The organism is Defluviicoccus vanus (assembly GCF_014672695.1).
In the GTDB taxonomy this organism is placed as follows: Bacteria; Pseudomonadota; Alphaproteobacteria; order Rhodospirillales; family Defluviicoccaceae; genus Defluviicoccus; species Defluviicoccus vanus.
This window is the reverse complement of record NZ_CP053923.1, coordinates 614,349-639,222: the sequence shown is the minus strand read 5'-3', so window position 1 is coordinate 639,222 and position 24,874 is coordinate 614,349. Positions and strand designations below refer to the sequence as shown.

Here is a 24,874-nt window from a genome sequence, read left to right as displayed (position 1 = left end):
CATCGTCGTTTCGCCACGACGATCTTTGCCATTGTCGTCCTTTGATCATGCTTGATTTAAGCAGCATTCACGAGCTGTGGCTGACCGCCGGGGGGCAAGCGTCACCGCCTGCGTGGCGCTGACGGCGCTCGCATCGGGTGAGCGTGGTGCTACGGGATGGAAGCGTGTTTTCATGCCGGCGCTGATCGCGATGATCCTTGCCGGCAGTCTGATCTACCTTGTGACAGAGTTGATCAAGCCCGGTGAGGTTCGCCCGGCCGGCGGCAGCGCAACACCAGCAAACGACCTCATCCTTGCTGGCGAGCAGATGCAGCTAGCCATCCGCCAGGCTGAACTCAGCCAGCGCGAGGTGTTGCTCGATGCAGCACCTGAACGTCTGCGGACATGGACTTTGGCACGAAGCGATATTGTGCGACGGGTCGAACTGCTGCGCCAGTTTAGCAGCGACAATCAGCCGCAAGCAGACGGGCTGCAGCAACTGGAGGATCTTACATTTCAGTGGCTGGATTCGCTGGACGTAGCCGTCGAGGAGGCGTTCGGTGCCGGCGCTGACAACGCACGGTTGCCGCAGCACCTGCGGGAAAGTGCGCAGTTGGCGCAACACCTGGAGGAGGTGCTCCGCGCCGTCGTCGTCGCGGAGGAGCGACGCTACGGGATTTCCTCAGCAACGCAAGCAGCGGCGGACCAGCAGCGTGCCCATCAACAGTACATGATTGCCGCCATCGGCTTCGGGTTCATTGTGTTGTTTGCTGGCGCCATCGGCACGTTTGCGGCGCTGAGCGTTCGCGCCAAGCGTGAGCGATTGCTCGCGGCCGAGCGCCTGCGGGGAGAAGAGCGGTTGCGCAGGCTTGTCGAAGCGCTGCCGCAGTTGGTCTGGATCTGCGATGCCGAGGGAGTTTGCACCGACTCCAGCCCGCAATGGGCGGTCTACACCGGTCGTACCGAGGCATCGCAGACCGGCGACGGCTGGATCGAAGCCATCCATCCGGACGATCGTCAACGCTTACTGACCGTTTGGCAGCACTCGATCGACACGCAGGAACCCTACGATACGGAGGCGCGGGTTCGCGGCGCCGATGGGGTTTATCGCTGGTTCAAAAAGCGAGCCGTCGCGATTCGCGGTGATGACGGGCGGGTGGAGACCTGGATCGGCACGTCGACCGACATCTCCGATGTGCGGTTGGCTCAGCAGGCGTTGCATGACCGGGAAGCAATGCTGCGGCGCTTCATCGATGCGGCACCGGTGGCGATCGCCATGTTCGACCGTAATATGTGCTATCTGGGTGCGAGTCGACGCTTCATCACCGATTTCGACATCGATGACGACGGCTTGATCGGTCGATCGCACTATGAGGTGCTGCCGCAGAATCCACCGCATTGGCGCGCCATCCACCAGCGATGTCTTTGTGGTGCGGTTGAACGCTCGCCGGGCGAGCGGTTTGTCCGTCCCGATGGCACGGCGATCTGGCTGCGCTGGGAATTGCAGCCCTGGTATGACGCCGAGGGCCTGATTGGCGGCGTCACCCTGTTCACGGAAGACATCAGTCAGCGCAAGCAGACGGAAGACACGCTGTTTCGCGAGATGCTTAGCGCGCCCAGGTCACCTTGCATTCGATCGGGGATGCGGTGATCACCACCGATCCAAACTATCGTGTCGAATACCTCAACCCGGTGGCCGAGGTGATGACCGGCTGGAGCAGTGCCGAGGCTGCGGGCAACCCCCTGCAGAGCGTCTTTGCCGTCATCAACGAACTGACGCGTGCTCCGGCCGCCGATGCGGTCAGACGCTGCCTGGAGGAAGGACGGATCGTTGGTCCGGACGACCATACCGTTCTCGTCAGTCGCTGTGGCCGGGAGCGGTTGATCGCTGACACTGCGGCGCCTATTCGCGACCGTGATGGCACCGTGCTCGGCGCCGTCTTGGTGTTCCAGGATGTCGGCGAGACGCGCCGGCTCACTCGCCAACTGGCGCATGAGGCGGCACACGATGCGCTGACTGGGCTTGCCAACCGACGCCAATTCGAGCAGCGCCTCGAAGAGGCGGTCGCGGCGGCGCGTAATGCCGGGATCGAGCATGCGCTGTGCTACTTCGATATCGACCAGTTCAAACTGGTCAACGACACGGCGGGGCACGCGGTCGGCGATCTGCTGCTGCAACAGGTGCGCGAACGGCTGATCGGAAAGTTTCGCGATCGCGATACCCTCGCCCGGCTCGGTGGCGATGAGTTCGCCGTCCTCCTGGAGCACTGCAGTCTCGAGGAAGCGACGCGGATCGCCGAATCGATCGTCACCAGTTTCCGCGAGTGGCGGTTCACTTGGGAGGGGCGTCGCTTTCAGATCGGTGCCAGTGCTGGCGTGGTCCCGGTCAACGGCGAAACCGCAAGCGCCCAGGCGGTGCTGGCGGAGGCCGACGTTGCCTGTTTCACGGCAAAAGAGCGGGGACGCAACCGGGTTCACGTCTATCGGCGCCAGGGGGCGCAGCCGTCACCGCATCATGCCCAGATGCTTGTCGCCGCAACGCTGCGCGATGCATTGGCCGAGGACCGGTTCTGCCTCTACGGCCAGCCGATCGTGTCGCTGAACAGCGAATCCGGCACGCTATATCATTACGAAGTGCTGTTGCGGATGATTGCTCCCGACGGCGGCATCATCCTGCCCGACGCATTTATTCCGGCTGCCGAACGCTTTGGCCTGATGACAGCGATCGATCGCTGGGTGATCGATCGCGCCTTTCGTGCCCACGCGTCGCTGAATGGAGCGGGTGAGCGTGTCGAATTGGCGATCAATCTCTGTGGCGACTCATTGAATACCGAGGATTTCGCCGCCTTCCTTCTGCATCAGTTTACCCAGTACGATGTGCGTTCGGATCGGATGTGTTTTGAGCTTACCGAGACGGCGGCGATCCAGAACCTGGAACAGGCGCAGGAGTTTGTCGCCGTCATCCGGGCGCATGGCAGCCGCTTTGCCCTGGATGACTTCGGCACCGGCCTGTCGTCGTTCCGCTACCTGCGTGAATTGCCGGCAGACTATCTGAAGATCGACGGCTCCTTCGTCCGCAATGTCTGCCGCAATGCCCATGACGCTGCGGTGGTGGCGGCGATCAACGAGGTGGGGCACATACTCGGCATCGTCACCGTTGCCGAGTATGTCCACGATGGGGCGACAGCGTGTTGCCTGCGCGACCTCGGTGTCGATTACGCGCAAGGCTATGTCTTTGGTGCGCCGCAGCCGCTAGAGCAGTTGCTGCAGAGCCATTTGCCCGCGTAGGCGGTAGATTTCACCCTCTCGCGACGGCCAGCCTCTCCACAGGGTCGACGCTGCAGTCGCCGCCTCTTTTCTGGCCACCAATTCCGGTCACCAATTTCGGGCGCCACCCCCGGGTTGCCCCCGCCGGCCTTCCTGCTAGCTTCCGCTCACACTTTCCAATCTGTCACCCCGACCCAACCTGTTACATCGGCAAGGCAACGTCATGAAGATAAGCGGCAACGCCGTTCGCCCCGGAATGATCATCGAGCACCAGGGCCGTCTTTGGCGTGCCGTGCGGATCATGCACACCCAGCCGGGCAAGGGCGGCGCCTATCTGCAGAGAGCTGAAGGACATCCGCGACGGCACCAAGCTCAATGAACGTTTCCGTTCTGCGGAAACGGTGGAGAAGGTGCGCCTCGACCAGCGGTCGTTCCAGTTCCTCTACACCGACGGCGATATGTACACGTTTATGGATACGGAGACGTACGATCAGGTTGCCCTCAACAAGGACAACATCGGCGAAGACCAGATCGGCTATCTCCAGGAGAACATGAACGTGACCATCGAGTTCTACGAGGACGAGCCGATCAGCCTGCAGCTACCGGAGAGCGTCACCTTGCGCATCGTCGAAGCTGACCCGGTGGTCAAGGGACAGACGGCTGCTTCCTCCTACAAGCCGGCTGTGCTTGAGAACGGCCTGAGGGTGATGGTGCCGCCGCACGTGGAATCGGGGACTCGCGTGGTCATCANNGCACCGCGGATGGCAGCTATCTGGAGCGGGCGAAAGACTGAGCGGCGCTAGGCGCCGGTGCCGACGATGGCCACTTACCGCTCACCGCTGCTGAACGTGATGACCGCAGCCGCACTGAAGGCGGCGAAAGGCCTGATCCGCGATTTCGGCGAACTGGAACAATTGCAGGTCTCGAAGAAGGGACCTGCCGACTATGTCTCTCGCGCCGACCGCCGCGCCGAGGAAATCGTCGCCGGCGAGCTGCAGCGGGCCCGCCCGGCCTATGGCCTGCTGATGGAGGAGGCCGGCACTGTCGTCGGCAGCGACACCTCCAACCGCTGGATCATCGATCCGCTCGACGGGACAACCAATTTCCTTCACGGCATTCCGCATTTCTCCATTTCCATCGCCCTGGAGCGCGATAGCGAACTGTACGCTGGCGTGATCTACAATCCGGTGTCGGACGAGATGTATGTGGCCGAGCGTGGCACGGGCGCTTTCCTCAATGGCCGCCGAATTCGTGTTTCGGCCCGGCGAAAACTGCAGGAATCACTGTTCGCCACCGGGATTCCCTTCATGGGCATTCCCGACCACCAGCTGTTGCTGCGTCAGCTGGAGCGGGTGATGGCAACCACGTCCGGGGTGCGCCGCTACGGCTCCGCCGCGCTCGATCTCGCCTACGTCGCCGCCGGCCGCTATGACGGCTATTGGGAGAACGGCCTCAACCCATGGGACATTGCTGCCGGCATCGTCCTTGTGCGGGAGGCGGGCGGCTTCGTCACCGATCTTGCAGGCGGCAGGGGCATGCTCAAGGGTGCCGGCATTCTGGCCACCAACACAGGCCTTCACGAGGACCTGTTGGCCCTGGTCCGTCCCAGCGCCATAACCGCCGCAACCGGCAGCAGCTAGCGGGTTCTCACCACCGTGCGGGCAAAGGCTGCCTGCTCAGCGATCGCCCCACGCTATCTCCCGCCTCAGTAGGGGAGGGCAGCGTCCTCGATGACGATGAAGGGGGCCTGCCGTTGCGTCCCGGACGGAGGCGGCCGGCAATGTGGACCGAGCTGCCGGCCAGACCGCGCAATGCCTGCCCCAAAGGTGACCCTGCGGCGCGAAATGCCATCGCCACGGCGCTGCCGCCACGGCCGTCGTTTAGCTGGCAGCGGAGGTGGTCGGTGCCGACGGGCGTTGCTCGCTGCAATTGCACGGCACAAAAGCCAAACACCGGCTCCGGGTTGCCGCTGCCGAAGGGGGCGAGATCGGCCAGCGTCTGCAACAGCGGTGGCGCCACCGCTGCCAGCGACAGCGCGACCTCCAGGTGCAGCGGACGCTGATGGGCGATGCCGCCGCGCTGGCTTTCGATGTGCTGAGTGAGAAAGGCGATAAGGTCATCCATCCGCGTGGCGGCGACGGTGAGGCCGCCTGCCATTGGATGACCGCCGCCCTTGAGCAGCAATCCTGCCGCCATCGCCGCCTTGATCGCGGCGCCGAAATCGATCCCGGGCACCGATCGCGCCGAAGCGACGACCTTGGCATCATTGCCACCACCATCACCGGCACCACCACGACTTGCGGCGCCGACAATGGCCGGCTTGTGAAAGCGTTCGACGAGGCGGCTGGCAACGATGCCGACAACGCCCGGATGCCAACCTTCGTCGGCAGCCCAGATCAGCGGCCCCTTGTCGGCGCTCCCGTCGATCACCTGGGCGATGGCCTGCTCCAGTACCCGGCGTTCCACCTGCTGCCGATCGCGATTGTGCGCTTCGAGCCGTGCCGCCAGCGTCCGCGCCAGGGCCGGATCATCGGTGGCGAGAAGGCGGGTGCCGAGATCGGCCTCGCCCACCCGGCCACCGGCGTTGATCCGCGGGCCAAGAACGAAGCCGAGGTCGGCGGCGCTGATGCCTTCAGTCATACCGGCGCTAGCGGCGATCGCCTGCACCCCGGCGTTGCTGCCGCCAGCCATGACCACCAGCCCTTGGCGGACGAAGGCGCGGTTGAGACCGCGCAGCGGCACCATGTCGCAGACGGTACCGAGCGCCACCAGATCGAGCCACTGGCGCAGATCCGGCTCGCGACGGCGGGCGTACCAGCCGGCTGTGCGCAGCGCCCGGTTGGTGGCGACGGTGAGGAGGAAGGCGACACCAACGGCCGCCAGATGGCCCTGACCGCTGTCATCGTCCGGGCGGTTGGGATTGACGATGGCACGTGCCGGCGGCAGCACATCGGCGCACTGGTGATGATCGACGACGATCACTTCGAGCCCGGCGGCGGCGGCGGCGGTCAGCGCCTCCCCGGCGGTGCTGCCGCAGTCGACGGTGACGACGACGCTGGCACCGTCGGCGCGCAAGCGCAGTAGCGCTGGCGCATTTGGGCCGTAGCCCTCACCGATCCGGTCGGGAACGTAGTGGGTGGCGACAAGGCCGGCGGCGGCGAGAAAGCGCAGCAGCAACGCCGCCGAGGTGGCGCCGTCAACGTCGTAATCGGCGAAGACGACAACCCGCTCGCCTCGCATCACCGCGGCCGCGAGGCGATCCGCCGCCATCGCCATTGCCTGCAACCGCGATGGATCAGGCAGCAGGTGCCGTAGCGTTGGCTTCAGGAAGTGCTTGGCCTCGGCGATGCCGATATTGCGCACGGCGAGCAGCCGGCAGATCACCTCCGGCAGTCCGTGCGCACGGGCCAGGTTGTCGATCGCATCGTCGTCAGCGTCGTGCCCGATCCATCGCCGCCCGGTCAGCGATCGCTCGACGCCGAGAAACGTCGGCGCCGTCGCCGCTGTCTCGTGTCCCGCAGCCGCCTGCATCGGCGGCTCAGAAGGGTTCGATGCGGATCATTCGCGGCGGCTCGGCCGAACTGCCCAGCTCGCCTATCTTCACCAGCGAGTGCACCATCGCCGCCTCAGCGGTATCATGCGTCGTCATCACCACTGGCACCGGTTCACCGGGGGCACGGCCGCGTTGCAGCACCGCTTCCATTGACACGTCATGGTCGCGGAGGATGGCGGCGATGTCGGCGAAAACGCCCGGGCGGTCGAGAACCATCAGCCGGACGTAAAACGCACCGCGGTGTTCGCTCATCGGTGCTGCCGGGGCAGCGTGCAGGGTGGCCACCGGGACGCCGAAGGTGGGTACGTTGCGGCCACGGGCAATATCGGCGATATCGGCGACCACTGCCGATGCGGTCGGGCGCTCACCGGCACCACGTCCTTCGTGGACGACGCGGTCGACGAAGTCGCCATCGATGACCACCGCATTGAAGACGCCATCCACCTGGGCGATGGGGGTGTCGAGCCGGACCATGCACGGATGCACGCGGCGCTCGATGCCGGCTTCCGTCTGGGTGGCAATGCCGAGGAGCTTGATCCGGTAGCCTAGTTCCTGGGCGAAGGCGATATCCACCGCGGCAACGTGCCGGATGCCTTCGATGTGGACGGCGTCGAAGTCGAGGGTGCAGCCGAAGGCGACGCTGGCAAGGATGGCGAGCTTGTGCGCGGTATCGATGCCATCCACGTCGAAGCTGGGGTCGGCTTCGGCATAGCCCAGCGCCTGCGCCTCGGCCAGCACGGTGGCGAATTCGCGGCCGGTCTCGCGCATCTGGGTGAGGATGTAATTGCAGGTGCCGTTGAGGATGCCATAGACGCGCCGGGCGTGGTTGCCCACCAGCCCCTCGCGCAGGCTTTTGATGATCGGGATGCCGCCGGCGACCGCGGCTTCGTAGCCAAGGGTCAGGCCCTTCGCCTCGGCGGCGGCGGCGAGCGCCATGCCGTGGTGGGCGATCAGCGCCTTGTTGGCGGTGACCACGTGACGCCCGGCGGCGATCGCCGCTTCGCAGACCTTGAGCGCGACGCCACCGGCGCCGCCGATCAGTTCCACCACCACGTCGGCATCGGCGTCACTGGCCATGGCGACGGCGTCGTCGAACCAGCGATAGGTGTCAAGCGACAGGCCGCGGTCCCGCCGGTCGCGATCGGCAACGGCGGTGATGACAACCGGGCGACCGGTGCGTTCGGCGAGGAGTGCCGCGTTCGCTTGCAGCAGTTTGACCGTGCCGCCGCCGACCGTACCCAGCCCGGCGACCGCCACCTTGAGGGGTCGGGACACGCGTATCATCCTTTCGTTGCTGACGCTTCACCACCACGCCACCCGTTGGGCGGCGCGGTGAGGTGGGGTGTTCTGGCCTGCGTGCGCTATTCGGCGGGTGTCATCCGCTTCTCTGCCATCTCGACGACGTTGTGATAACGGCCGAGGAAGGACTTGAGGCTACGGACTGCCTGGCGCGTGCGGTGGCTGTTTTCGACCAAAGCGAAGCGGACGAAGCCGTCGCCATGCTCACCGAAACCGAGACCGGGTGCCACGGCCACCTTGGCTTCGCGCAGGACGAGCTTGGCGAACTCGACCGAACCGAGATGGCGAAAGGCCGGCGGGATCGGTGCCCAGGCGAACATGGTCGCCGGCGGCGAGGGCAGATCCCAGCCGGCTGCCTTCAGGCCGCCGATCAGGACATCGCGCCGCTGCCGATAGCGCTCGCGCATCTCCACCACACAGTCCTGTGGTCCGTTCAGTGCCGCGGCGGCGGCCACCTGCACCGGGGTGAAGGCGCCGTAGTCGAGATAGGACTTCACCCGCGCCAGTGCCGCGATCAGCCGCGCGTTGCCGCAGGCAAAGCCGATACGCCACCCCGGCATGGAATAGGTCTTGCTCATCGAGGTGAATTCCACCGCCAGGTCCTTGGCGCCGGGAATCTGCAGGATCGACGGCGGCGGATTGCCGTCGAAGTAGATCTCGGCGTAGGCAACATCGGAGAGGATGTAGATCTCGTGATGGCGGCAGAAATCCACCACTTGACCGTAGAAATCGAGTGTTGCGACCTCGGCAGTGGGATTGTTCGGATAGTTCAGCACCACGGCTACCGGCTTCGGCACACTGTGCTGCACCGCCCGTTCAAGTGCGGCGAGGAAGTCGCCGTCGGGTTTCACCGGGATGTTGCGCACCGAAGCACCGGCGATGATGAAGCCGAACTGGTGGATCGGATAGCTGGGATTGGGGACGAGGATCATGTCGCCCGGGCTCGAGATCGCCGAAGCCAGGTTGGCAAGCCCCTCCTTTGAGCCGAGGGTGACAACCACTTCGGTTTCAGGATCGACCGAGACGCCGAACCGGCGCTCGTAATAGCCCGCCAGTGCCCGGCGCAATCCCTTGATGCCACGCGATTCCGAATACCGGTGGGTGCGCGGATCGACGACCGTCTCCGTCAGTTTGGCGACGATATGCGGCGGGGTCGGGAAATCCGGATTGCCCATGCCGAAGTCGATGATGTCCTCGTTGCAAGCTCGGGCGCGCGCCTTCATCGCGTTGACTTCAGCAAACACGTATGGCGGCAGGCGCCGGATCTTGAAAAAGTCCTTGTCCATCGATGTCTCCAGTGGGATCGGGTCGGCATGCGGCAGTGGCGACAGTTCGTCACCGCGTCAGATGAAAATGCCTCAGCTTCCGCTAGTCGAAGCACCTGTGCAAAGTCAAGCAAATCTGACAATGGCGGCGGGGATGCCGCCATGCGCAGCAGGCGGCGGTTAAGCTGGCCGCTCCCTATCCAGGCCACTCGCAGGCATCGAGCAACTGGCAGGCGGCCCCAAAGGGGTCAATGGTGCCCTCCATCGTCTGATCGAGCAGGCCATCAAGCTGGGAGCGGCCGCGCCGCAGTAGGCGGTCGCGAATGATGTCTTCCGCCGACTTGAGAACGCGCATCTCCAGGATGCGCCGTCGCCGCAGTGCCAGTTCGCCCGACTCCCGAAGATACTGCCCATGGCCGGCGATGGCATCAACCAGATCGCCGATGCCTTCCCGATTCTGGGCGCTGGTCGCCAGCACCGGTACCGACCACGAGGAGCGCTGATTCCCTGTCATCGCACCCAGCCGCAGCATCGCCCGAAGGTTGGCAACCGTCTCCGATGCATCCGGGCGGTCGCACTTGCTGACCACATGCACGTCGGCGATTTCCAGCACTCCCGCCTTGATCGCCTGGATGTTGTCGCCGAGACCCGGCGCCGAGACCACCACCACCGTGTGCGCCGACTGGACAATATCCACCTCGTCCTGGCCGACGCCCACCGTCTCGATCAGGATGACATCAAACCCGGCTGCATCAAGAACGTCCACCACATCGTGGCTGGCACGGGCGAGGCCACCCAAAGCGCCGCGGGTGGCGAGGCTGCGGATGAACACGCCGTCATCGCCCGCCAGTTCCAGCATCCGGATGCGATCGCCGAGGATCGCACCGCCGGAAAACGGGCTCGACGGATCAATGGCGACAATCCCCACCGTCTGGCCGCGGGCGCGGTACTGCTGCGCCAGGGCGCGGACCATGGTCGACTTGCCGCTGCCGGGCACCCCGGTAAGACCGACCACGTGCGCCCGACCGGCGGCGCGGTGGATGGCGGCGAGGATCGGCCGTCGCGTCGTCGTCGTCGTTTCGGCAATCGACATCACCCGGGCGACGGCCTTGCGCTCGCCAGCGAGCACCGCGGCGAGGAGGGCAGGGACACCCGGTTCTGCGCTTGAGACGGCCAGAGTCGCCGTCGCGGCGCCCCTGGCCAGGGTTTCCACCGATTTAGTCATGTGCATCCGCTCCCCGGTCTGCGGCTGTGCGCTCAGATAGTCGTTGGCAAGGTCGACGTAGCGGGGCGCCAGATGCGCCGTCGCCGCCAGATCGGCCGGCGTCAGCGACCGAAGGTATTTTGCCGGCGAGCCCGTCCACAACTGGCCGGCGCCGATACGCTTGCCTGGAGTGAGCAGGGCACCGGCACCCAGCATGCCGCCCTTTTCGATCACGCACAGGTCCATCACCGTTGCCCGCATGCCGACGAAGGCGCGATCCTCCAGGGTGCAGGCATGCAGCAGCGCCATATGACCGATGGTGACGTCCGCGCCGATGTAGGTTCCCACCGTGTCCTTGGCCACGTGCACCACCGTGCCGTCCTGAATATTGCTGCGGGCACCGACGCGGATGACATTGACATCGCCGCGCAGCACGCAGCCGAACCAGATACTGACGTCGTCTTCGATTTCCACGTCGCCGATCACCGTCGCCGTTGGCGCGATGAACACGCGCGCCCCCAGCTTTGGATATATTCCCTTGTAGGGCAGTAAGTTAGGCTGCGTCATGGTTGTTGTCTCCAGCCCTCTGCGGGGCTCGTTCACCGGTCCCCTCTTAAAACCCTCAGCGGATCAGGCTGCTGAGCGGTCGGAACTCGGGCCGGTCCGCCCGTTCCAGCCATTCGAACAGCACCATTTCCACCGTAACGACACTGGCACCCGCGGTACGCATCCGTTCAATCGCCAGCGACTTGCTTTCCGCCGTCCGTGCGCCGATGGCATCGGCAACGACGAAAACATCGAATCGCTGCGCCAGCAGATCGAGCACCGTCTGCAGCACGCAGACGTGCGCTTCCATGCCGACGACAACCGTCTGCTTGCGCCCGGTTTGGCGCATGCGGTCGGCGAAGCCGGGTTCGCGCATACAGGAAAAGTGGGTCTTGGTAATTGTTTGCTCGGTCTCTAGCAGCGGGGCGAGGGCAGCGACGGTGTGGCCGAGGCCCTTCGGATACTGTTCGGAGACCAGGATCGGAACGCCCAGTTGTCCCGCCCCCTCGATCAGCGTCGCGGTGCGCGCGATCAGCACCTCCCGGTCGGCGATCGCCGGCGCTAGCCGTTCCTGAATATCAACGACGAGCAGGCTCGATTGGTCGGCTTGCAGCAACATCTGTCAATTCTCACCGGTCACGTGACCATGGACAAAGCCTGCCATGACCCTATCGCAACCCACCCCCGCGGCCAAGCCTTCCCCGAGCGGCCAATCGCCTGATTCGAAGCATTGAAACAGCAACGATTTGTACCTATGATGCTCATCACATGGCCGTAGCTCGCGTGAGGCGAGCAGGTAAATATCGCTTTGGCCCCCTTATCGGCGATCAATGCTCTTTTCCGACCTTCAGTTAAGCGCAGACGTTTTGCGTGCCGTTGCGGATGCCGGCTATGCGCAGCCGACTCCAATTCAGGAACAGGCGATCCCCTACATTCTGATGGGGCGTGACATTCTTGGCTGTGCCCAGACCGGCACCGGCAAGACGGCGTCGTTCGCACTGCCGATGATCGATATCATGTCGCAGGCCCGCGCCAAGGCGCGCATGCCGCGTGCCCTGATCATCGAGCCAACGCGGGAGTTGGCGGCGCAGGTGGCCGAGGCCTTCGACCTCTATGGCAAGTATCACAAGCTTAACAAGGGCCTGCTGATCGGCGGCGAGTCGATGGGAGACCAGCTGAAGGTGCTCGATCGAGGCGTCGACGTGCTGATCGCCACCCCTGGGCGTCTGCTCGATGTGTTCGATCGCGGCAAGCTCCTGCTCAACGACGTGCGCACCCTGGTCATCGACGAAGCCGACCGGATGCTCGACATGGGGTTCATCCCCGATGTGGAGCGGATCGTCTCGCTGGTGAACCGGACGCGGCAGACGTTGTTCTTCTCCGCCACCATGCCGCCGATGATCCGTCGCCTCGCCGACGCCTTCCTCAACAATCCGAAGGAGATCATCATCTCCGCCCCGGCGACGCCGGCGGCGACGTTGACGCAAGGGATTGTGATCGTCTCCCATAGCGGCGCCGGCGGCTTGAAGGAAAAGCGTGAGGCGTTGCGGCGGCTGATCGAGCAGGAACAGGTCACTACGGCGCTGATCTTCTGCAATCGCAAGCGCGAGGTCGGCATCCTGCATCGCTCACTGGTGCGTCACGGCTATGATGCGACGATGCTGCACGGCGATCTCGCCCAGGCGACTCGCACCGAGGTGCTGGAGCAGTTTCGCCGCGGCGAAACGCGGCTGCTTGTCTGCAGCGACGTGGCAGCGCGCGGTCTCGACATCGAGGGCGTCAGTCACGTCTTCAATTACGACGTTCCCAGCAACGCCGAGGACTATGTGCACCGAATCGGCCGTACTGGCCGAGCCGGACGCCTGGGGCGTGCCTTTACCGTGGCGGTACCGGAGGACGGCAAATATGTCACGGCGATCGAGCGGCTGATTGGCACGGAGATCCCGCGGATCGCCGTTGGCGGCACTGCAACCGCCGACCTCGCTCCGTCTACCTCCAGCAACGGCAAGCATCGCCGCCGCGGTGGTAAGCCGGCGGAGAAGCAGCGGCACAGTGCGACGCATACCGGCGGCCGGCGACCGGTGGAGGCAGCGCTGCCAGCGACCCAGCCTGCCGAGCTTGCGCCACCACGCCAGCGTGATGCCGAGGCGCTGCCGTCCCGCTCATCGGAGATAGGTTCGTCGGAGATGGCACGGGCGACGGCACGTCGGTCGTCCAGCGGCGCCCCCGCCCGCAAACCTGCGGTGATCAACCCGGCTCCTCCTCCCCCGCCGCCCGCCCGCGGCCGCAGCCCCCGCCGCAGCAAGGAGCCGCCCGACATCCCCGTCGTCGGCATGGGCGATCACGTCCCCGCCTTCATGCTGCGCGAGCCCACCCTGCGCAAAAAGCCTAGCTGACGTTTCCAAGCAGCCTGTTCACGATGGTCGGCACGGCAGCGGCTTGCCGCTGTAGCCCCGTGGAGTCGCCTGGGCTTAGACACCTTCGTGCAACGACGTCTTGATGCAGTCGCCATCGCAGATGCCGAGCGCTTTCGCCGGCAAAAGACGGAGCACGTCCGTTTCCTCGGGAACGGATCGTCCGGACGCGTGGTCGAAAAGACCGGGGCTTGCACTTTCGGCCTCATCTGTGACGCCATGATCGGCAGTGAGGGGACGTCAATCGACGAACGGGTCGTGGACCATGATCGTGTCGTCGCGCTCGGGGCTGGTGGACAGCAGGTGCACCGGTGCCTCGATCATTTCTTCGATGCGGCGGATGTATTTGACCGCGGTTGCCGGCAGGTCGGCCCAGCGGCGGGCCCCCTGNGTGCTGTCGCTCCAGCCTTCCATGACCTCGTAGATAGGCTCTACGCGCGCCTGACGGATCGACGAGGCAGGCAGGTGGTCAAACAACTCACCATCGAGCCGGTAGCCGGTGCAGACCTGGATCTGTTCAAAGCCGTCGAGCACGTCGAGCTTGGTCAGGGCGATGCCAGAGATACCGTTCACCTTCACCGCCTGGCGGACGAGGACCGCATCGAACCAGCCACAACGCCGGGCGCGGCCGGTGACAGTGCCGAACTCGCGGCCGCGCTCGCCGAGCAGCCGGCCCACCTCGTCGTCGAGTTCAGTTGGGAACGGTCCCGAACCGACCCGCGTTGTGTACGCCTTGCTGATGCCGAGGACGTAATCGAGCGCCGTCGGGCCGAGACCTGATCCGGCGGCTGCCTGCCCGGCGACGGTATTTGACGAAGTGACGAACGGGTAGGTGCCGTGATCGATGTCGAGCATCGTCCCCTGCGCCCCCTCGAAAAGGATGCGCCGGCCAGCCCGTCGCGCCTCGTCGAGCGTCTTCCACACCGTATCCGCATAGGGGAGCACTTGCGGTGCGATGTCCAGCAATGCCGTCACCAGCGCGTCGCCGTTCTCCTCCGGCATGCCGAGGCCGCGCAGCAGTGCATTGTGATGAAAGAGCAGCGCCTCGATCTTCTCCTCGACNCCCACGCCAGGGTCCGCCAGGTCACCGAGTCGGATCGCCCGTCGCGCCACCTTGTCTTCGTAAGCAGGGCCGATGCCGCGACCGGTGGTGCCGATCNNTCGCGCCTTACCGGCCGCCACCTCACGTGCCTTGTCGAGGTTGCGGTGCAGTGGCAGGATCAGTGGCACGTTTTCAGCGACACGGACATTGTCCGGACTCACCCTAACCCCCTGACTGCGCAGGAGATCGATTTCGCTCAGCAGCGCCCAGGGGTCGAGGACGACACCGTTACCGATCACTGACAGCTTGTCTGGCCGGACGACGCCAGAGGGCAGCAGGCTGAGCTTGTAGGTGACGCTATCGATCACCAGCGTGTGTCCGGCGTTGTGTCCGCCCTGAAAGCGGACGATCACGTCGGCACGCTGCGATAGCCAGTCGACGATCTTGCCTTTTCCCTCGTCACCCCATTGGGCGCCGATTACCACTACATTCGCCATCGTTACTCTTACCCGGCTTGGTTCGTGCCGGCGCGGCCGGCTTCGTTGTCGGCAACATGCGTCACTGCCTGGACCGCATTCTCGTGCAAGATGTGGCTGCAGCCCAGTCTCTTCGCCTCGGTCGGCAAGTCGGCAACGGTATCGAGGAGCGCAATGACCGTCCAGCCGTCGCGCCGCAGCCGTTGACCCACATCCGGAGGCGTTTCCGCCGACACCAGTAGGCGCAACGTGGGTGGTGGCAAGGGCAGGGTGGCGATCACTGCATCGATGAACAGGGTTACACCGGTGGCCGCCTCGCCGCCCGGGGTCACATAACGGCCACCGCGTCCCAGTTCTCCTGGCACGCCGCGAGCAAAGAGCGTGAAGGCGATGCCGCGATGGTACTCGAAGCCGCGATTCTCCACCGCATCGATCGTCAGCTGCAGATTGGGTGCCGCGGCGCGCAGACGGGTGAATACCTCGGCCAGCAACTGCCGTTCGGCGGCGGCAGTGGGCGCCAGGTCGATGGCCATAATGTCCTGCAGCGCCGCTTCGGCCGGACCGCAGGCGGTAATCAAACGGGCGAGGATCGCCGCCAGATCGTCACCGATGGCATTTGCCTCGGCAAGGACGGCAGCCACGTCCTTGCGGTCGAGGGCGACGCGCAGCCGCGCGGTCGTTGCCGGGTCGATCGTCCGGTCGGCAAGCACTGCCGGTACCAGCGTCGGCAGATCCAGATCGACACTGAGCCCTTCGACGCCCACATCGGTCAGCGCCGTCGCTGCCATCAGGATTACTTCCACGTCAGCGGCGGTGGCACCTGCTGCGGTCGCATCGGTGCCGATGATCTCTGCTCCCACCTGACCCAGTTGGCGCTCCGGTCGCAGCTCGCTGCCCCGCACGCGCAGCACCTGACCCGCGTAGCCAAGACGAAGCGGTCGCGGCCAATGGGCGAGGCGGGTGGTAGCGATGCGTGCCACTTGCATGGTCACATCTGGTCGCAAGGCCAGCATCCGCTGTGAAACCGGATCCATCAACCGGAAGGTTTCCGTGGTCAGAGCGGCGGCTGAACCTGCCAGCATCGTATCTTCGAATTCGATCAGCGGTGATTTCACCCGTTCGTAGCCGAACAAGGCGAAGCTGCTCATCAGTCGCTCTACCGTTGCCGCCTCGAAGGCAGCACGCGGCGGCAGCACATCCATCAGACCGGCCGGCAGCAGGGCCGAATTTGTCCCGTTGCTCATTATCGCCAATGGTATCGCCTTTGCGTCCGCGAGGCGTTATGGGCCGGTCCGCAGTCACGAACAGTCAGCCGCCCTGATCCCCCGCCGCTTTTAAGCAGATGCGTCGGGCGCTAGAAAGCGGAATTGCGCCGGGCGACGACAGTTGGCTTAGCGGCTGCGACTTTTGGCGAATGGTTGACTCGACCTGCGCCGCTGGCTAGCACCCGCCCGGAGTGTGCTTAGCACCGAAGGGAAGCGATGTGGCAACGAAGGGCGTAGTGGCAGCCGGTCACCCGGAGACGGCAAGTGCAGCGGCAGATGTGCTTGCGGCGGGCGGCAGCGTGGTGGACGCGGCGCTGGCGGGCCTTGCGGTCGCGTGCGTCGCTGAACCGGTGCTCGCCTCGCTCGGCGGCGGTGGTTTCCTCCTCGTCCGCGACCGGCGCATCAGCTTTCCGGCGCATACGGCGATCTACGATTTTTTCACCCAGACACCCTGTCGCAAACGGCCGGACGATGACGTTGATCTCCAAGCGGTGGAAGCCGATTTTGGTGCCACGCGACAGACCTTCCATGTGGGGCTCGGCAGCATTGCTACCCCCGGTGTGATCCGCGGCCTGTTTGCCGCGCATCGCGATCTCGGCCGTATGCCGATGCGCCAAGTCCTGGAGCCTGCGGTGGCACTGGCGCGCGCCGGAGTCCGCGTCAATGCGACGCAGGCTGACGTCGCGACCATCGTTGCGGCAATCCTGCAGCACCGCCCAGACACCGCGGCGTTGTTCGCCAGCCCATCGCGGCCGGGCGAACTGGTGGGCGAGGGCGAGATGCTGCGCATGCCCGAACTCGCCGACGCGCTCGACATTCTCGCCGTCGAAGGTGACGATCTGTTTTATCGCGGTGAGATGGGGCGTTTGCTCGCAGACGAATGTGCGGCGCACGGTGGATATCTTACCCGTCAGGATCTAGAGCGATACCAGGTGGAACGGCGGCTGCCGTTGTTGCTGCAGCGGTTCGGCGCGCAGATCACGCTCAATCCGTCGCCCGCTGTCGGCGGCCTTCTCGTCGGCCTCGGTTTGCTGCTGATGCCTGCGGACGGCCTCAGTGCCGCGCGCTTCGGCTCACCGCTGCATCTCCAACGCTTGGTGCGTGTGCTGGCAACGATCGATGACGAGCGTTACCGCAGCCGTATCCACGCCTTGCCACCCGCAGAGGCGGCATCGCTGCTGGCGCCGGCGCGTATCACCGCACTCGCAGGCGAACTTGAGGTGGCACTCAACCAGCGGCCGGTTAGTCGGCACGGCACGACGCATGTGAGTGTTGTCGATGCCGAGGGCAATGCCGCTGCGCTCACCCTGTCTAACGGCTCCGGTTCCGGCTATCTGTTGCCGGGCACCGGCATCCTCTTCAATAACATGCTGGGCGAGGATGACCTTAGCCCCGACGGGATCGGTAGTTGGCCCATCGACATGCGAATGGGATCGATGATGGCGCCAACGTTGATCGATGACGCCAGCGGTCAGCGCATCGTTCTTGGCTCCGGCGGTTCCAACCGTATTCGCTCGGCGATTCTACAGGTTGCGCTCAATCTGCTGGTCTTTGCGCAACCTCTGGAGCAGGCGGTGGCATCACCACGTCTGCACTGGGAGCGAAACAAGGTTTCGGTTGAGCCAGGATTCGACGAAGCGGCGCTCCGTCATCTGGCCACGGAGGCGGAGACGATGGAGCGCTGGGATCGTCCCAGCATGTTTTTCGGTGGTGTACACGCGGCAATGTGCGGGAGGGGCGGCGCTCTCGACGCTGCCGCCGATGCGCGTCGTGGCGGCGCTGTCGCGGCCGCTTGACCCGCGAGCAGGCAGGGCCGCATTTCTCACGTAAGCGAAGGGGTTGAGAGCATGGGCGAGACCAACGATCGACTGTTCATCCTGACTATCTCGTGCCCCGACGCCACCGGCATCGTCGCTGCGGTGGCGAGCTTCCTCGCCGATCGCGAAGCGTTCATTACCGAATCAACCCACTTCGGTGATCCACTGTCACAGCGCTTTTTCATGCGCACGTGCTTTCGCCCGGGTCAGAACACGCCGCCGCTCGACGTGGTGGCGCAGCAATTCTCTCGCATCGCCGAACGCTTCCAGATGGTGTGGGGAATTCACGATGCGCACCGCAAGGAGCGCTTGCTGATCATGGTCTCGCGCGCCGATCATTGTCTGAATGATCTTCTCTACCGCTATCGTACGGGTGATCTCCGGGTGGAGATTCCGGCGATCGTTTCCAACCATCCCGACCTGGAGCCGCTTGCGGCGTGGCACGACATTCCCTTCCATCATCTCCCCGTCCGGNCGGCGAGCAAGGCGGAACAGGAGGCCGAGGTGCTGCGGCTGATCGACGAGTTGGACATCGATCTGGTGATCCTCGCCCGCTACATGCAAATTTTGACCNCCCGAAGCTGTGATCGGCTGCGAGGGCGCTGCATCAACATCCATCATTCGTTTTTGCCAGGCTTTAAGGGCTCAAAACCTTACCATCAGGCACACGCTCTGGGTGTGAAGCTGATCGGTGCCACCGCGCATTATGTGGTCGCCGACCTGGATGCCGGGCCGATTATTGAGCAGGCGGTGGAGAGGGTAGACCACACATCCTCACCGGAGGATTTGGCCCGCCTAGGGCGTGATAGCGAAAATGTCGTGCTTGCTCGGGCGATTCGCTACCATATCGAGCACCGAGTCCTGATCAACGACGGCAAGACGGTTGTCCTGCGTTAGCTTCTGGCGGAGCCTGCAAATGACCGCAAGGCATCTATTTTAAGTAGGTTGCGAAAAAATAATTCTACTATAGGAGGCAGAAAACACTGGCGTGTTTCGAGCATCTTCTGTATCTTTAGGTTGTGCACGGCGATGTGCATACATCTAATAGTGGATGGGGGTGACGATGCTGGAAACGGTCGCAACTGGGCATCAGGCGAAGGTAAGCGCGGAAAGAGGTGCGGAGCGCAGTCTGTTATCCCAGGTTCCGCTGCTCAGCGAATTGCCGGTGCAGGATTTGACGCGGATCGAGCAGCAGTGTCGCTACCGTCGCTTTACTGCAGACGAGCTTATTGTCGATCGCGACAGCCCGAGCACGGATCTGCTGTTTCTCGTACGCGGACAGGTGCGCATCGTTAACTACTCGATGAGCGGGCGTGAAATTACTTACGAAGAGTTGACATCTGGTGCCTTCCTCGGCGAAATCTCCGCCATCGACGGCGCGCCACGCTCCACCGGCGTCATGGCGATAGAAGATTCTCTCGTTCTGGCGCTGCCTCGCTCGGTTTTTCTCGATCTCTGCACGCGCTACCCTAACTTGGCATTGAAAGTGATGCAGCGTCTGGCAGCGATGGTTCGCGCGGCGCAGGATCGTATCCTCGACTTGAGTACGCTTGCGGCGCAGAGTCGGGTGCAAGCGGAACTCCTGCGCCAAGCCCAGGCACACCGAAATCGACCGAACGCGGCGATCATCGAGCCCATTCCCGTGCACAGCGATATTGCGAGCCGCGTGTCGACCACGCGCGAGACCGTTGCACGTGTCCTGAACGATTTGGCGCGGAAGGGGATTCTGGAACGTTGCAAGGGTGCGCTCGTCATTCACGACATGCGTCGCCTGCAGTCTATGGTCAGCGATGTCCGTGGCTGATGAGGGGATGACGCAAAAGGCTAAAGAAAGGCAGCGGCGTTTTCGCGCACGAATTCGGCAAAGCGCCGGGCTGGGCGGGCAAGTAAAGCGGACAGCTCCGGCGTCGATTCGGCAAAAGCGTCGGTAACCATCTCCGCCTGAACTTCGGCCATTGCATGCGCCCGCCAGACGGAGACGCCGGCAGCGAGGAGCGACTGCTCCACCTCTTTCGGCGTCAGCGGCTGACAGACAATAGGACGAGCAAGCAGGCTGGTCAATTCACGGGCGATGTCATGCTGGGAGAGAGCCTCTGGCCCGGTCAATGTGTAGATGTGTTGCGTATGGTTCGGCTCCGTCAGCACGCGCATCGCTGCCTCAGCCAGGTCGCGCAGATCAACTAGGCTCTGACGACCCGTTCCCACGGCCGAAACAAGCCGACTGGACGACTTGATACTCGCTGCATTGCTAAGCAGTTCTTGAAAGAATGCGTTCGGCCGGAGAATGGTGAAGGCTAAGTCGGACGCAATTACCATCGCATCCGCCTCGCCATGCAGGCAGAAGCTTTGGCAGGGTGAGCCGCGATCCGCGCCGAGTGTTGAGAAACGGACCAGATGCCTGACTCCGGCTTTGCGGGCCGCGGCAATCACATTGGCGACCCTGTTCGCCATGGCCTCATGCAATTCAGCAATGACAAATGACNNCTTTTCGATCCCTCGCATGGACCGTTCTAGGCTTGCTACGTCGTCAAGATCTCCTTCGGCTTGCTCTGCCAGCGGCGTATCCCACCGGATCCGTCCTGCTTGGCGGACGAGTGCGCGCACGGCAATGCCACGTACAGTCAATTGCCGGATGATTTCGCGGCCAATGGTTCCGGTCGCGCCGGTAACGAGGATTTTCGCATTCACCTCCATTCGATAGGCGTCCCATTTATTTTTATTCTCGACCCGTCGCCAACCTGCCTAAATTATAGACGCTCTCACAGATAACAACCCTTCGTAGGATGCGCCTATTCCTTAAGCATTCCCACTAGCCCGTCTTATGCGCCGAATGCCGCCATCCAAGCCCAACCGCATGGAACGCAATCGTTTCCAGCGTCCGTGCCGTGGCAAAATTTGCCACACGTCAGTTTCGCGTAACGCATTGACAATGCTGACAAAAGCGTCACCCGGTATCAACCTCCTGAATAAGACGGGCTAGCCTCACCCGCACGATGTTGCTTCGCCATCTACTGTCAGTGCTGTCCAGGGGGCATGGAATGCGCGTTTTTGGCGAGGCAACCGCGTGGCTTCACCGGAAACGTTCATCATGCTACACATAATCACAGCAACTGACGGTGGATGATGCTGACCGATAATCGCGCACTCGTTCTTTTCTCCGGGGGGCAGGATTCAACCACATGCCTGGCGTGGGCTTTGGATCGCTTCGCCACCGTCGAGACGATCGCCTTCGACTATGGTCAACGCCATGTGATCGAACTCACCTGTCGGAAGTCGGTGCTGGCCGAAATCCGCCAACAGTTTCCCGACTGGGCGGCGCGTATGGGAGAGCATCATCTTATCGAGCTGTCGGCCTTGGGCGGGATCAGCCAGACTGCGCTAACCCGCGAAGTGGCGATCGCCATCGGCGAGCTAGGGCTGCCGAACACGTTTGTTCCAGGTCGGAACCTTCTGTTCCTGACGTTTGCTGCCATCGTCGCTTACCGGCGAGGCATTCGCCACGTTATTGGCGGCATGTGCGAGACGGATTTCTCCGGCTATCCCGATTGCCGCGACGATACGATCAAGGCAATGCAACTCGCGCTCAACCTTGGCATGGCGGCAAATTTCGTCCTGCACACCCCCTTGATGTGGCTTGATAAGGCGGAGACGTGGGCACTCGCCCGATCCTTGGGCGGTGGATCGCTGCAGGACATCGTGCTCGAGCATACTCACACGTGCTATATGGGACAGAGAGGGCAGCGGTTTCCCTGGGGATACGGCTGCGGCGAGTGCCCTGCGTGTCGGCTTCGCGCGGATGGCTACACGCGCTTTATCGAAGCGTCAGACGCGGTGGAGTGAACAAGAGCAGGGCGGGGAGGGAGATGGACGGATTCTGCACCGGACTTTGCTTCCAGCCTCCTGCCAATCACTGCATTACCCTTGGCCGGTGGTGCCAGATTGTCCTGCTAGCGCTTCTCTGTGTGCTGGTGCTGGGAATAACCGGCATCGCTGCCGCGCCAGCACCGATGCTGGGAGCTTGTCCCGACGGCTCACCCCGCATCATCATTGATGTTGGCCATGGCCTCCAGGACGGAGGATCGTTGTCCGCGCGCGGCCGATCCGAATTTTTATTCAATCGGGATCTGGCGCACGGGATCGCTGCTGCGCTGGCTCGGGCTGGGGGCATCNCGCTGCTGTTCAATGCGGAAGGGGCCAGTCTGTCGCTGGCTGAGAGGGTGAAGGCGATCAATCAACTGCAGCCGACGCTGCTGCTGTCGGTCCACCACGACTCGGTGCAGCCAAAATACCTGGATCCCTGGACGGTAGACGGCCGTAAGCTCGATTTCAGCGATCGCTTTGCCGGCTATTCGTTGTTCGTCTCGCGTGCCAATATCTTCGCCGCTGAGAGCGAGCGGTTCGCCCGCAACATTGGCGAAGCATTAACGGCGAGTGGCTTGCAACCGTCGCTGCACCACGCCGAGCCGATCNCCGGGGAAAACCGACCGCTGTTGGATGCCGCTATCGGACTCTACGCCTATGATGGTCTTGCGGTGCTGCGTGGAGCGCGTGCTCCGGCGGTCCTGCTGGAAGCAGGCGTGATCAAACATCGAAGCGAAGAGCTGACGGTGCAGACTCCTCGTTTTCGTGAACAGGTGGCAGCGGCAGTTGTTGCCGCCGCTGCGCGCTTCTGTAGTCCGGCGGGCGAACCGCGGCGATGATGGATGCCGCGGCCGGCCCTCTCGTGGGCGGACCTGTCGTGACGCTACGCTGAGCGATTCTTTAACTTCGCGGCGATGAAGAGACAGACAATGGCGCCAACCACTGCCGTCACCAGTGAGCCGATGAGCCCCGTGCCCTTTAGCCCGATCAGCGAAAACAGCAATCCGCCGGCGATCGCGCCGCCACAGCCGACGAGAAGATTACCAAGCAGGCCAAATCCCGATCCTTTGATCAGCTTGCCGGCGATCCAACCCGCGATCAGGCCGATGATCAGGAAGCCGAGAAGTCCCGTCATGTCCTAAATTCTCCTTATCGCTCCTCAGCCGCCCCGAACCATTCACGAGCAGCATGGCAATAAACCATAAACAATAATGTAGTGGTCATGAACCTTGTGCGCTATTGGCGGATTACATTCTGTGCTGTGGCCAGCGCTACCGGCGCGGCGGCTGCCTTTGCTTCCAACAACGGTGACGACGGTGTCGGTATAACGGTGGCAACCGGGGACTGGCGGTTGGTAATCTGCAAGGGGATTCCCCGACGTTCCTTCAACGCCGTCTCCACAGCAGCCCAGTCCACCCGGTCGGCGAATGCACCGGCTTTTGCCGTCACCTTCTCGCGCACATCCGGAACGTCGATCGGATCGATTTTGCCGGTTTCCTCCAGTGAGATCCCCTGTTCGAGGGTGGGATGAGCCTGCAGGAAAAGCTCGCCTCGCCACCAGCCAACTTTGATCGTCTGGCTCACAGTGTGCACCCGGGTGCCCACCGGAGCCATGTCATAGAGTGCCTCCACGTCCTGTGGCTGCATGCGGATACAGCCATGGCTCACCCGTCGTCCGACGCCGTAGGGCTTGTTGGTGCCATGGATGATGTAGCGCGCCCAACCAAGATACATGGCGCGGCTGCCGAGCGGATTGTCAGGACCGGACGGCACCGCAGCTGGCAGTTCGGGATGTTCCTCGCGCGAGGATTGGGTTGGATACCAAGTGGGGTCGACTGTTTTGCGGACGATCCTGGTGCTGCCGATCGGGGTTGAGAATCCGTCGCGGAACACGCCGATGGGATAGGTATCGACCAGAAGCCCCTTTTGGTAAAAGTACATCCGTTGTTCGGGGATGTTGATGACGATTCCCTCGCGAGGGCCTTTCGGCTCGATCCGAGCCTTAGGCAGCATGATCTTGGTCCCGGCGCCCGGCAGCCATGGGTCGACACCCTGGTTGGCAGCGACGAGTTCGAGGAAACCTAAATCGTTGTCGAGGGCTATATCGAGGAGCGTATCGTAGCGAGCCGAGTAAATTTTGAGATCGCCGATCACTTCGTCAGGTGCTTCGGGATTGGTGGCCACTCCGGAAGCGGGGCGAGCCACCGAAGAGACGGTCGCGACCGTGTTCTGGACCGGGGCGCCGGCGACAGTGGGTGCCTGCGGTGAGCGGGCGATGGCGAAGGCGGGTGGCGCGGCAGCGGCAGCAGGCGCAGTGGTCGCTGACTGGATTTGTGCTGCCGGGGAAGCGCTCGCCAGTCTCGCCGTCGTGACTGCCGCCCCTGCCGGAAGTTCCGCCGGGTGCACGGGCGCCGTGCTCGTCACTTTCGCACCCGGCGGGGGAAGCGTTACGCTGGTGACCATGGGTCGACTGGCGGCGGTCGGGCCCGGCTGGCCCTCCGCCGTCGAAGCGGGGGAACTGGCCGCGCCGTGGTTACCGGCTTCGCTGCCGGCTGTGTACTGGCGGCAGGGGGGGAGAGGGTGCTCGTCGGCTTCCTCGCCGGATTGGCTGGCGGGGAACTGCAAGCGGCAAGGCCGATAATCCCCAGCATCAGGGTGGCCATCGCCAGTCGCGATTGACTCCTGCCGGCAAAGGCCGCAGCGCGTTGTCGCGCCGCCTTTTCGATGATGCTGTCCGTCCACCGGAGTGCGAGTGACTGCCGATGCTTACGCTGCTGCACGTTTGTATCTCCCGTCCCACCGACGCGTGTCGCCAGAAGGCGCCGCCCGAATCGATGCGGGTAATCCGTCACTCTCAGCGACGCGTCAAGGTATCATTTAATCAGC

At 63.6% G+C, this 24,874-nt stretch carries 19 protein-coding genes and 1 pseudogene; 10 read left to right on the top strand and 10 right to left on the bottom strand.

Going from position 1 to position 24,874, the window contains the following annotated elements; translation table 11 throughout:
• Positions 1-172 precede the first annotated feature (172 nt).
• The 4 genes and pseudogenes from HQ394_RS02870 to HQ394_RS02855 all read left to right on the top strand — a co-directional run bounded on the left by HQ394_RS02870 (position 173) and on the right by HQ394_RS02855 (position 4,886).
• Positions 173-1,630, top strand: coding sequence for a PAS domain S-box protein (locus HQ394_RS02870; RefSeq protein ID WP_223291805.1), 1,458 nt, complete (start codon positions 173-175; stop codon positions 1,628-1,630).
• On the top strand, positions 1,606-3,267 hold the full coding sequence (locus tag HQ394_RS02865; protein WP_190261941.1) for an EAL domain-containing protein: 1,662 nt from the start codon (positions 1,606-1,608) through the stop codon (positions 3,265-3,267). The genes HQ394_RS02870 and HQ394_RS02865 overlap by 25 nt, the downstream gene beginning before the upstream one ends.
• Before the next feature lie 202 nt (positions 3,268-3,469).
• Positions 3,470-4,039: pseudogene (gene efp, locus HQ394_RS02860) on the top strand (elongation factor P).
• Positions 4,040-4,064: 25 nt separating this feature from the next.
• Positions 4,065-4,886 (top strand): inositol monophosphatase family protein, encoded by an 822-nt coding sequence (locus HQ394_RS02855; RefSeq protein ID WP_190261940.1) that lies wholly within the window; start codon positions 4,065-4,067, stop codon positions 4,884-4,886.
• Positions 4,887-4,893: 7 nt separating this feature from the next.
• Here HQ394_RS02855 and recJ read toward each other — a convergent pair whose 3' ends face one another.
• The 5 genes from recJ to HQ394_RS02830 form a co-directional block, all read right to left on the bottom strand.
• Positions 4,894-6,777, bottom strand: a complete 1,884-nt coding sequence (gene recJ / locus HQ394_RS02850; RefSeq protein ID WP_190261939.1) for a single-stranded-DNA-specific exonuclease RecJ — start codon at positions 6,775-6,777, stop codon at positions 4,894-4,896.
• 7 nt (positions 6,778-6,784) lie between these two features.
• Positions 6,785-8,083: a homoserine dehydrogenase gene (locus tag HQ394_RS02845; RefSeq protein WP_223291804.1), complete on the bottom strand. Its 1,299-nt coding sequence runs from the start codon at positions 8,081-8,083 to the stop codon at positions 6,785-6,787.
• Positions 8,084-8,160: 77 nt separating this feature from the next.
• Positions 8,161-9,384 (bottom strand): LL-diaminopimelate aminotransferase, encoded by a 1,224-nt coding sequence (locus HQ394_RS02840; protein WP_190261937.1) that lies wholly within the window; start codon positions 9,382-9,384, stop codon positions 8,161-8,163.
• A 175-nt stretch (positions 9,385-9,559) separates the two neighbouring features.
• Positions 9,560-11,134 carry a methylmalonyl Co-A mutase-associated GTPase MeaB gene (gene meaB, locus HQ394_RS02835; protein ID WP_190261936.1) on the bottom strand — a complete coding sequence of 525 codons (1,575 nt, stop codon included), beginning with the start codon at positions 11,132-11,134 and terminating at the stop codon, positions 9,560-9,562.
• A gap of 55 nt (positions 11,135-11,189) precedes the next feature.
• Positions 11,190-11,732, bottom strand: coding sequence for a hydrolase (locus tag HQ394_RS02830; protein ID WP_190261935.1), 543 nt, complete (start codon positions 11,730-11,732; stop codon positions 11,190-11,192).
• Positions 11,733-11,943: 211 nt separating this feature from the next.
• Here HQ394_RS02830 and HQ394_RS02825 point away from each other — a divergent pair, with 211 nt between their 5' ends.
• Positions 11,944-13,509 (top strand): DEAD/DEAH box helicase, encoded by a 1,566-nt coding sequence (locus tag HQ394_RS02825; RefSeq protein ID WP_190261934.1) that lies wholly within the window; start codon positions 11,944-11,946, stop codon positions 13,507-13,509.
• Positions 13,510-13,767: 258 nt separating this feature from the next.
• Here the strand turns inward: HQ394_RS02825 and HQ394_RS02820 are convergent, their stop codons facing one another.
• Positions 13,768-15,066 carry an adenylosuccinate synthase gene (locus HQ394_RS02820; RefSeq protein ID WP_190261933.1) on the bottom strand — a complete coding sequence of 433 codons (1,299 nt, stop codon included), beginning with the start codon at positions 15,064-15,066 and terminating at the stop codon, positions 13,768-13,770.
• A gap of 8 nt (positions 15,067-15,074) precedes the next feature.
• Positions 15,075-16,289, bottom strand: coding sequence for an ATP phosphoribosyltransferase regulatory subunit (locus HQ394_RS02815; RefSeq protein WP_190261932.1), 1,215 nt, complete (start codon positions 16,287-16,289; stop codon positions 15,075-15,077).
• Positions 16,290-16,528: 239 nt separating this feature from the next.
• Here HQ394_RS02815 and HQ394_RS02810 point away from each other — a divergent pair, with 239 nt between their 5' ends.
• The 3 genes from HQ394_RS02810 (at position 16,529) to HQ394_RS02800 (ending at position 19,931) form a co-directional block, all read left to right on the top strand.
• Positions 16,529-18,106 carry a gamma-glutamyltransferase gene (locus HQ394_RS02810; RefSeq protein WP_190261931.1) on the top strand — a complete coding sequence of 526 codons (1,578 nt, stop codon included), beginning with the start codon at positions 16,529-16,531 and terminating at the stop codon, positions 18,104-18,106.
• 51 nt (positions 18,107-18,157) lie between these two features.
• Positions 18,158-19,024 carry a formyltetrahydrofolate deformylase gene (purU, locus tag HQ394_RS02805; protein WP_190261930.1) on the top strand — a complete coding sequence of 289 codons (867 nt, stop codon included), beginning with the start codon at positions 18,158-18,160 and terminating at the stop codon, positions 19,022-19,024.
• A 166-nt stretch (positions 19,025-19,190) separates the two neighbouring features.
• Positions 19,191-19,931: a Crp/Fnr family transcriptional regulator gene (locus tag HQ394_RS02800; protein WP_190261929.1), complete on the top strand. Its 741-nt coding sequence runs from the start codon at positions 19,191-19,193 to the stop codon at positions 19,929-19,931.
• Positions 19,932-19,951: 20 nt separating this feature from the next.
• Here the strand turns inward: HQ394_RS02800 and HQ394_RS02795 are convergent, their stop codons facing one another.
• A complete protein-coding gene (locus tag HQ394_RS02795; RefSeq protein WP_190261928.1) occupies positions 19,952-20,821 on the bottom strand; it encodes an NAD(P)H-binding protein in 870 nt (289 codons plus the stop codon).
• A gap of 426 nt (positions 20,822-21,247) precedes the next feature.
• On the opposite strand from HQ394_RS02795, the gene queC reads away from it, so the two are divergent.
• The gene (gene queC / locus HQ394_RS02790) at positions 21,248-21,967 is read left to right on the top strand and encodes a 7-cyano-7-deazaguanine synthase QueC (RefSeq protein WP_407644712.1); all 720 of its coding nucleotides are present in this window, start codon (positions 21,248-21,250) and stop codon (positions 21,965-21,967) included.
• A 23-nt stretch (positions 21,968-21,990) separates the two neighbouring features.
• Entirely contained in the window at positions 21,991-22,827 is an 837-nt protein-coding gene (locus tag HQ394_RS02785; RefSeq protein WP_190261927.1) for an N-acetylmuramoyl-L-alanine amidase family protein, read from the top strand.
• Positions 22,828-22,871: 44 nt separating this feature from the next.
• Here the strand turns inward: HQ394_RS02785 and HQ394_RS02780 are convergent, their stop codons facing one another.
• Entirely contained in the window at positions 22,872-23,123 is a 252-nt protein-coding gene (locus HQ394_RS02780; RefSeq protein WP_190261926.1) for a GlsB/YeaQ/YmgE family stress response membrane protein, read from the bottom strand.
• Positions 23,124-23,224: 101 nt separating this feature from the next.
• The gene (locus HQ394_RS02775; RefSeq protein WP_223291803.1) at positions 23,225-24,394 is read right to left on the bottom strand and encodes a L,D-transpeptidase family protein; all 1,170 of its coding nucleotides are present in this window, start codon (positions 24,392-24,394) and stop codon (positions 23,225-23,227) included.
• Positions 24,395-24,874 lie beyond the last annotated feature (480 nt).

Excerpts from the sequence above, each read along its gene's own strand:
- HQ394_RS02830 (WP_190261935.1), bottom strand. The coding sequence starts at position 11,732 with ATGTTGCTGCAAGCCGACCAATCGAGCCTGCTCGTCGTTGATATTCAG.
- HQ394_RS02815 (WP_190261932.1), bottom strand. The coding sequence starts at position 16,289 with ATGAGCAACGGGACAAATTCGGCCCTGCTGCCGGCCGGTCTGATGGAT.
- HQ394_RS02845 (WP_223291804.1), bottom strand. The coding sequence starts at position 8,083 with ATGATACGCGTGTCCCGACCCCTCAAGGTGGCGGTCGCCGGGCTGGGT.
- HQ394_RS02870 (WP_223291805.1), top strand. The coding sequence starts at position 173 with ATGCCGGCGCTGATCGCGATGATCCTTGCCGGCAGTCTGATCTACCTT.
- HQ394_RS02780 (WP_190261926.1), bottom strand. The coding sequence starts at position 23,123 with ATGACGGGACTTCTCGGCTTCCTGATCATCGGCCTGATCGCGGGTTGG.
- HQ394_RS02800 (WP_190261929.1), top strand. The coding sequence starts at position 19,191 with ATGCTGGAAACGGTCGCAACTGGGCATCAGGCGAAGGTAAGCGCGGAA.
- recJ (WP_190261939.1), bottom strand. The coding sequence starts at position 6,777 with ATGCAGGCGGCTGCGGGACACGAGACAGCGGCGACGGCGCCGACGTTT.
- HQ394_RS02825 (WP_190261934.1), top strand. The coding sequence starts at position 11,944 with ATGCTCTTTTCCGACCTTCAGTTAAGCGCAGACGTTTTGCGTGCCGTT.
- meaB (WP_190261936.1), bottom strand. The coding sequence starts at position 11,134 with ATGACGCAGCCTAACTTACTGCCCTACAAGGGAATATATCCAAAGCTG.
- HQ394_RS02840 (WP_190261937.1), bottom strand. The coding sequence starts at position 9,384 with ATGGACAAGGACTTTTTCAAGATCCGGCGCCTGCCGCCATACGTGTTT.
- queC (WP_407644712.1), top strand. The coding sequence starts at position 21,248 with ATGATGCTGACCGATAATCGCGCACTCGTTCTTTTCTCCGGGGGGCAG.
- HQ394_RS02855 (WP_190261940.1), top strand. The coding sequence starts at position 4,065 with ATGGCCACTTACCGCTCACCGCTGCTGAACGTGATGACCGCAGCCGCA.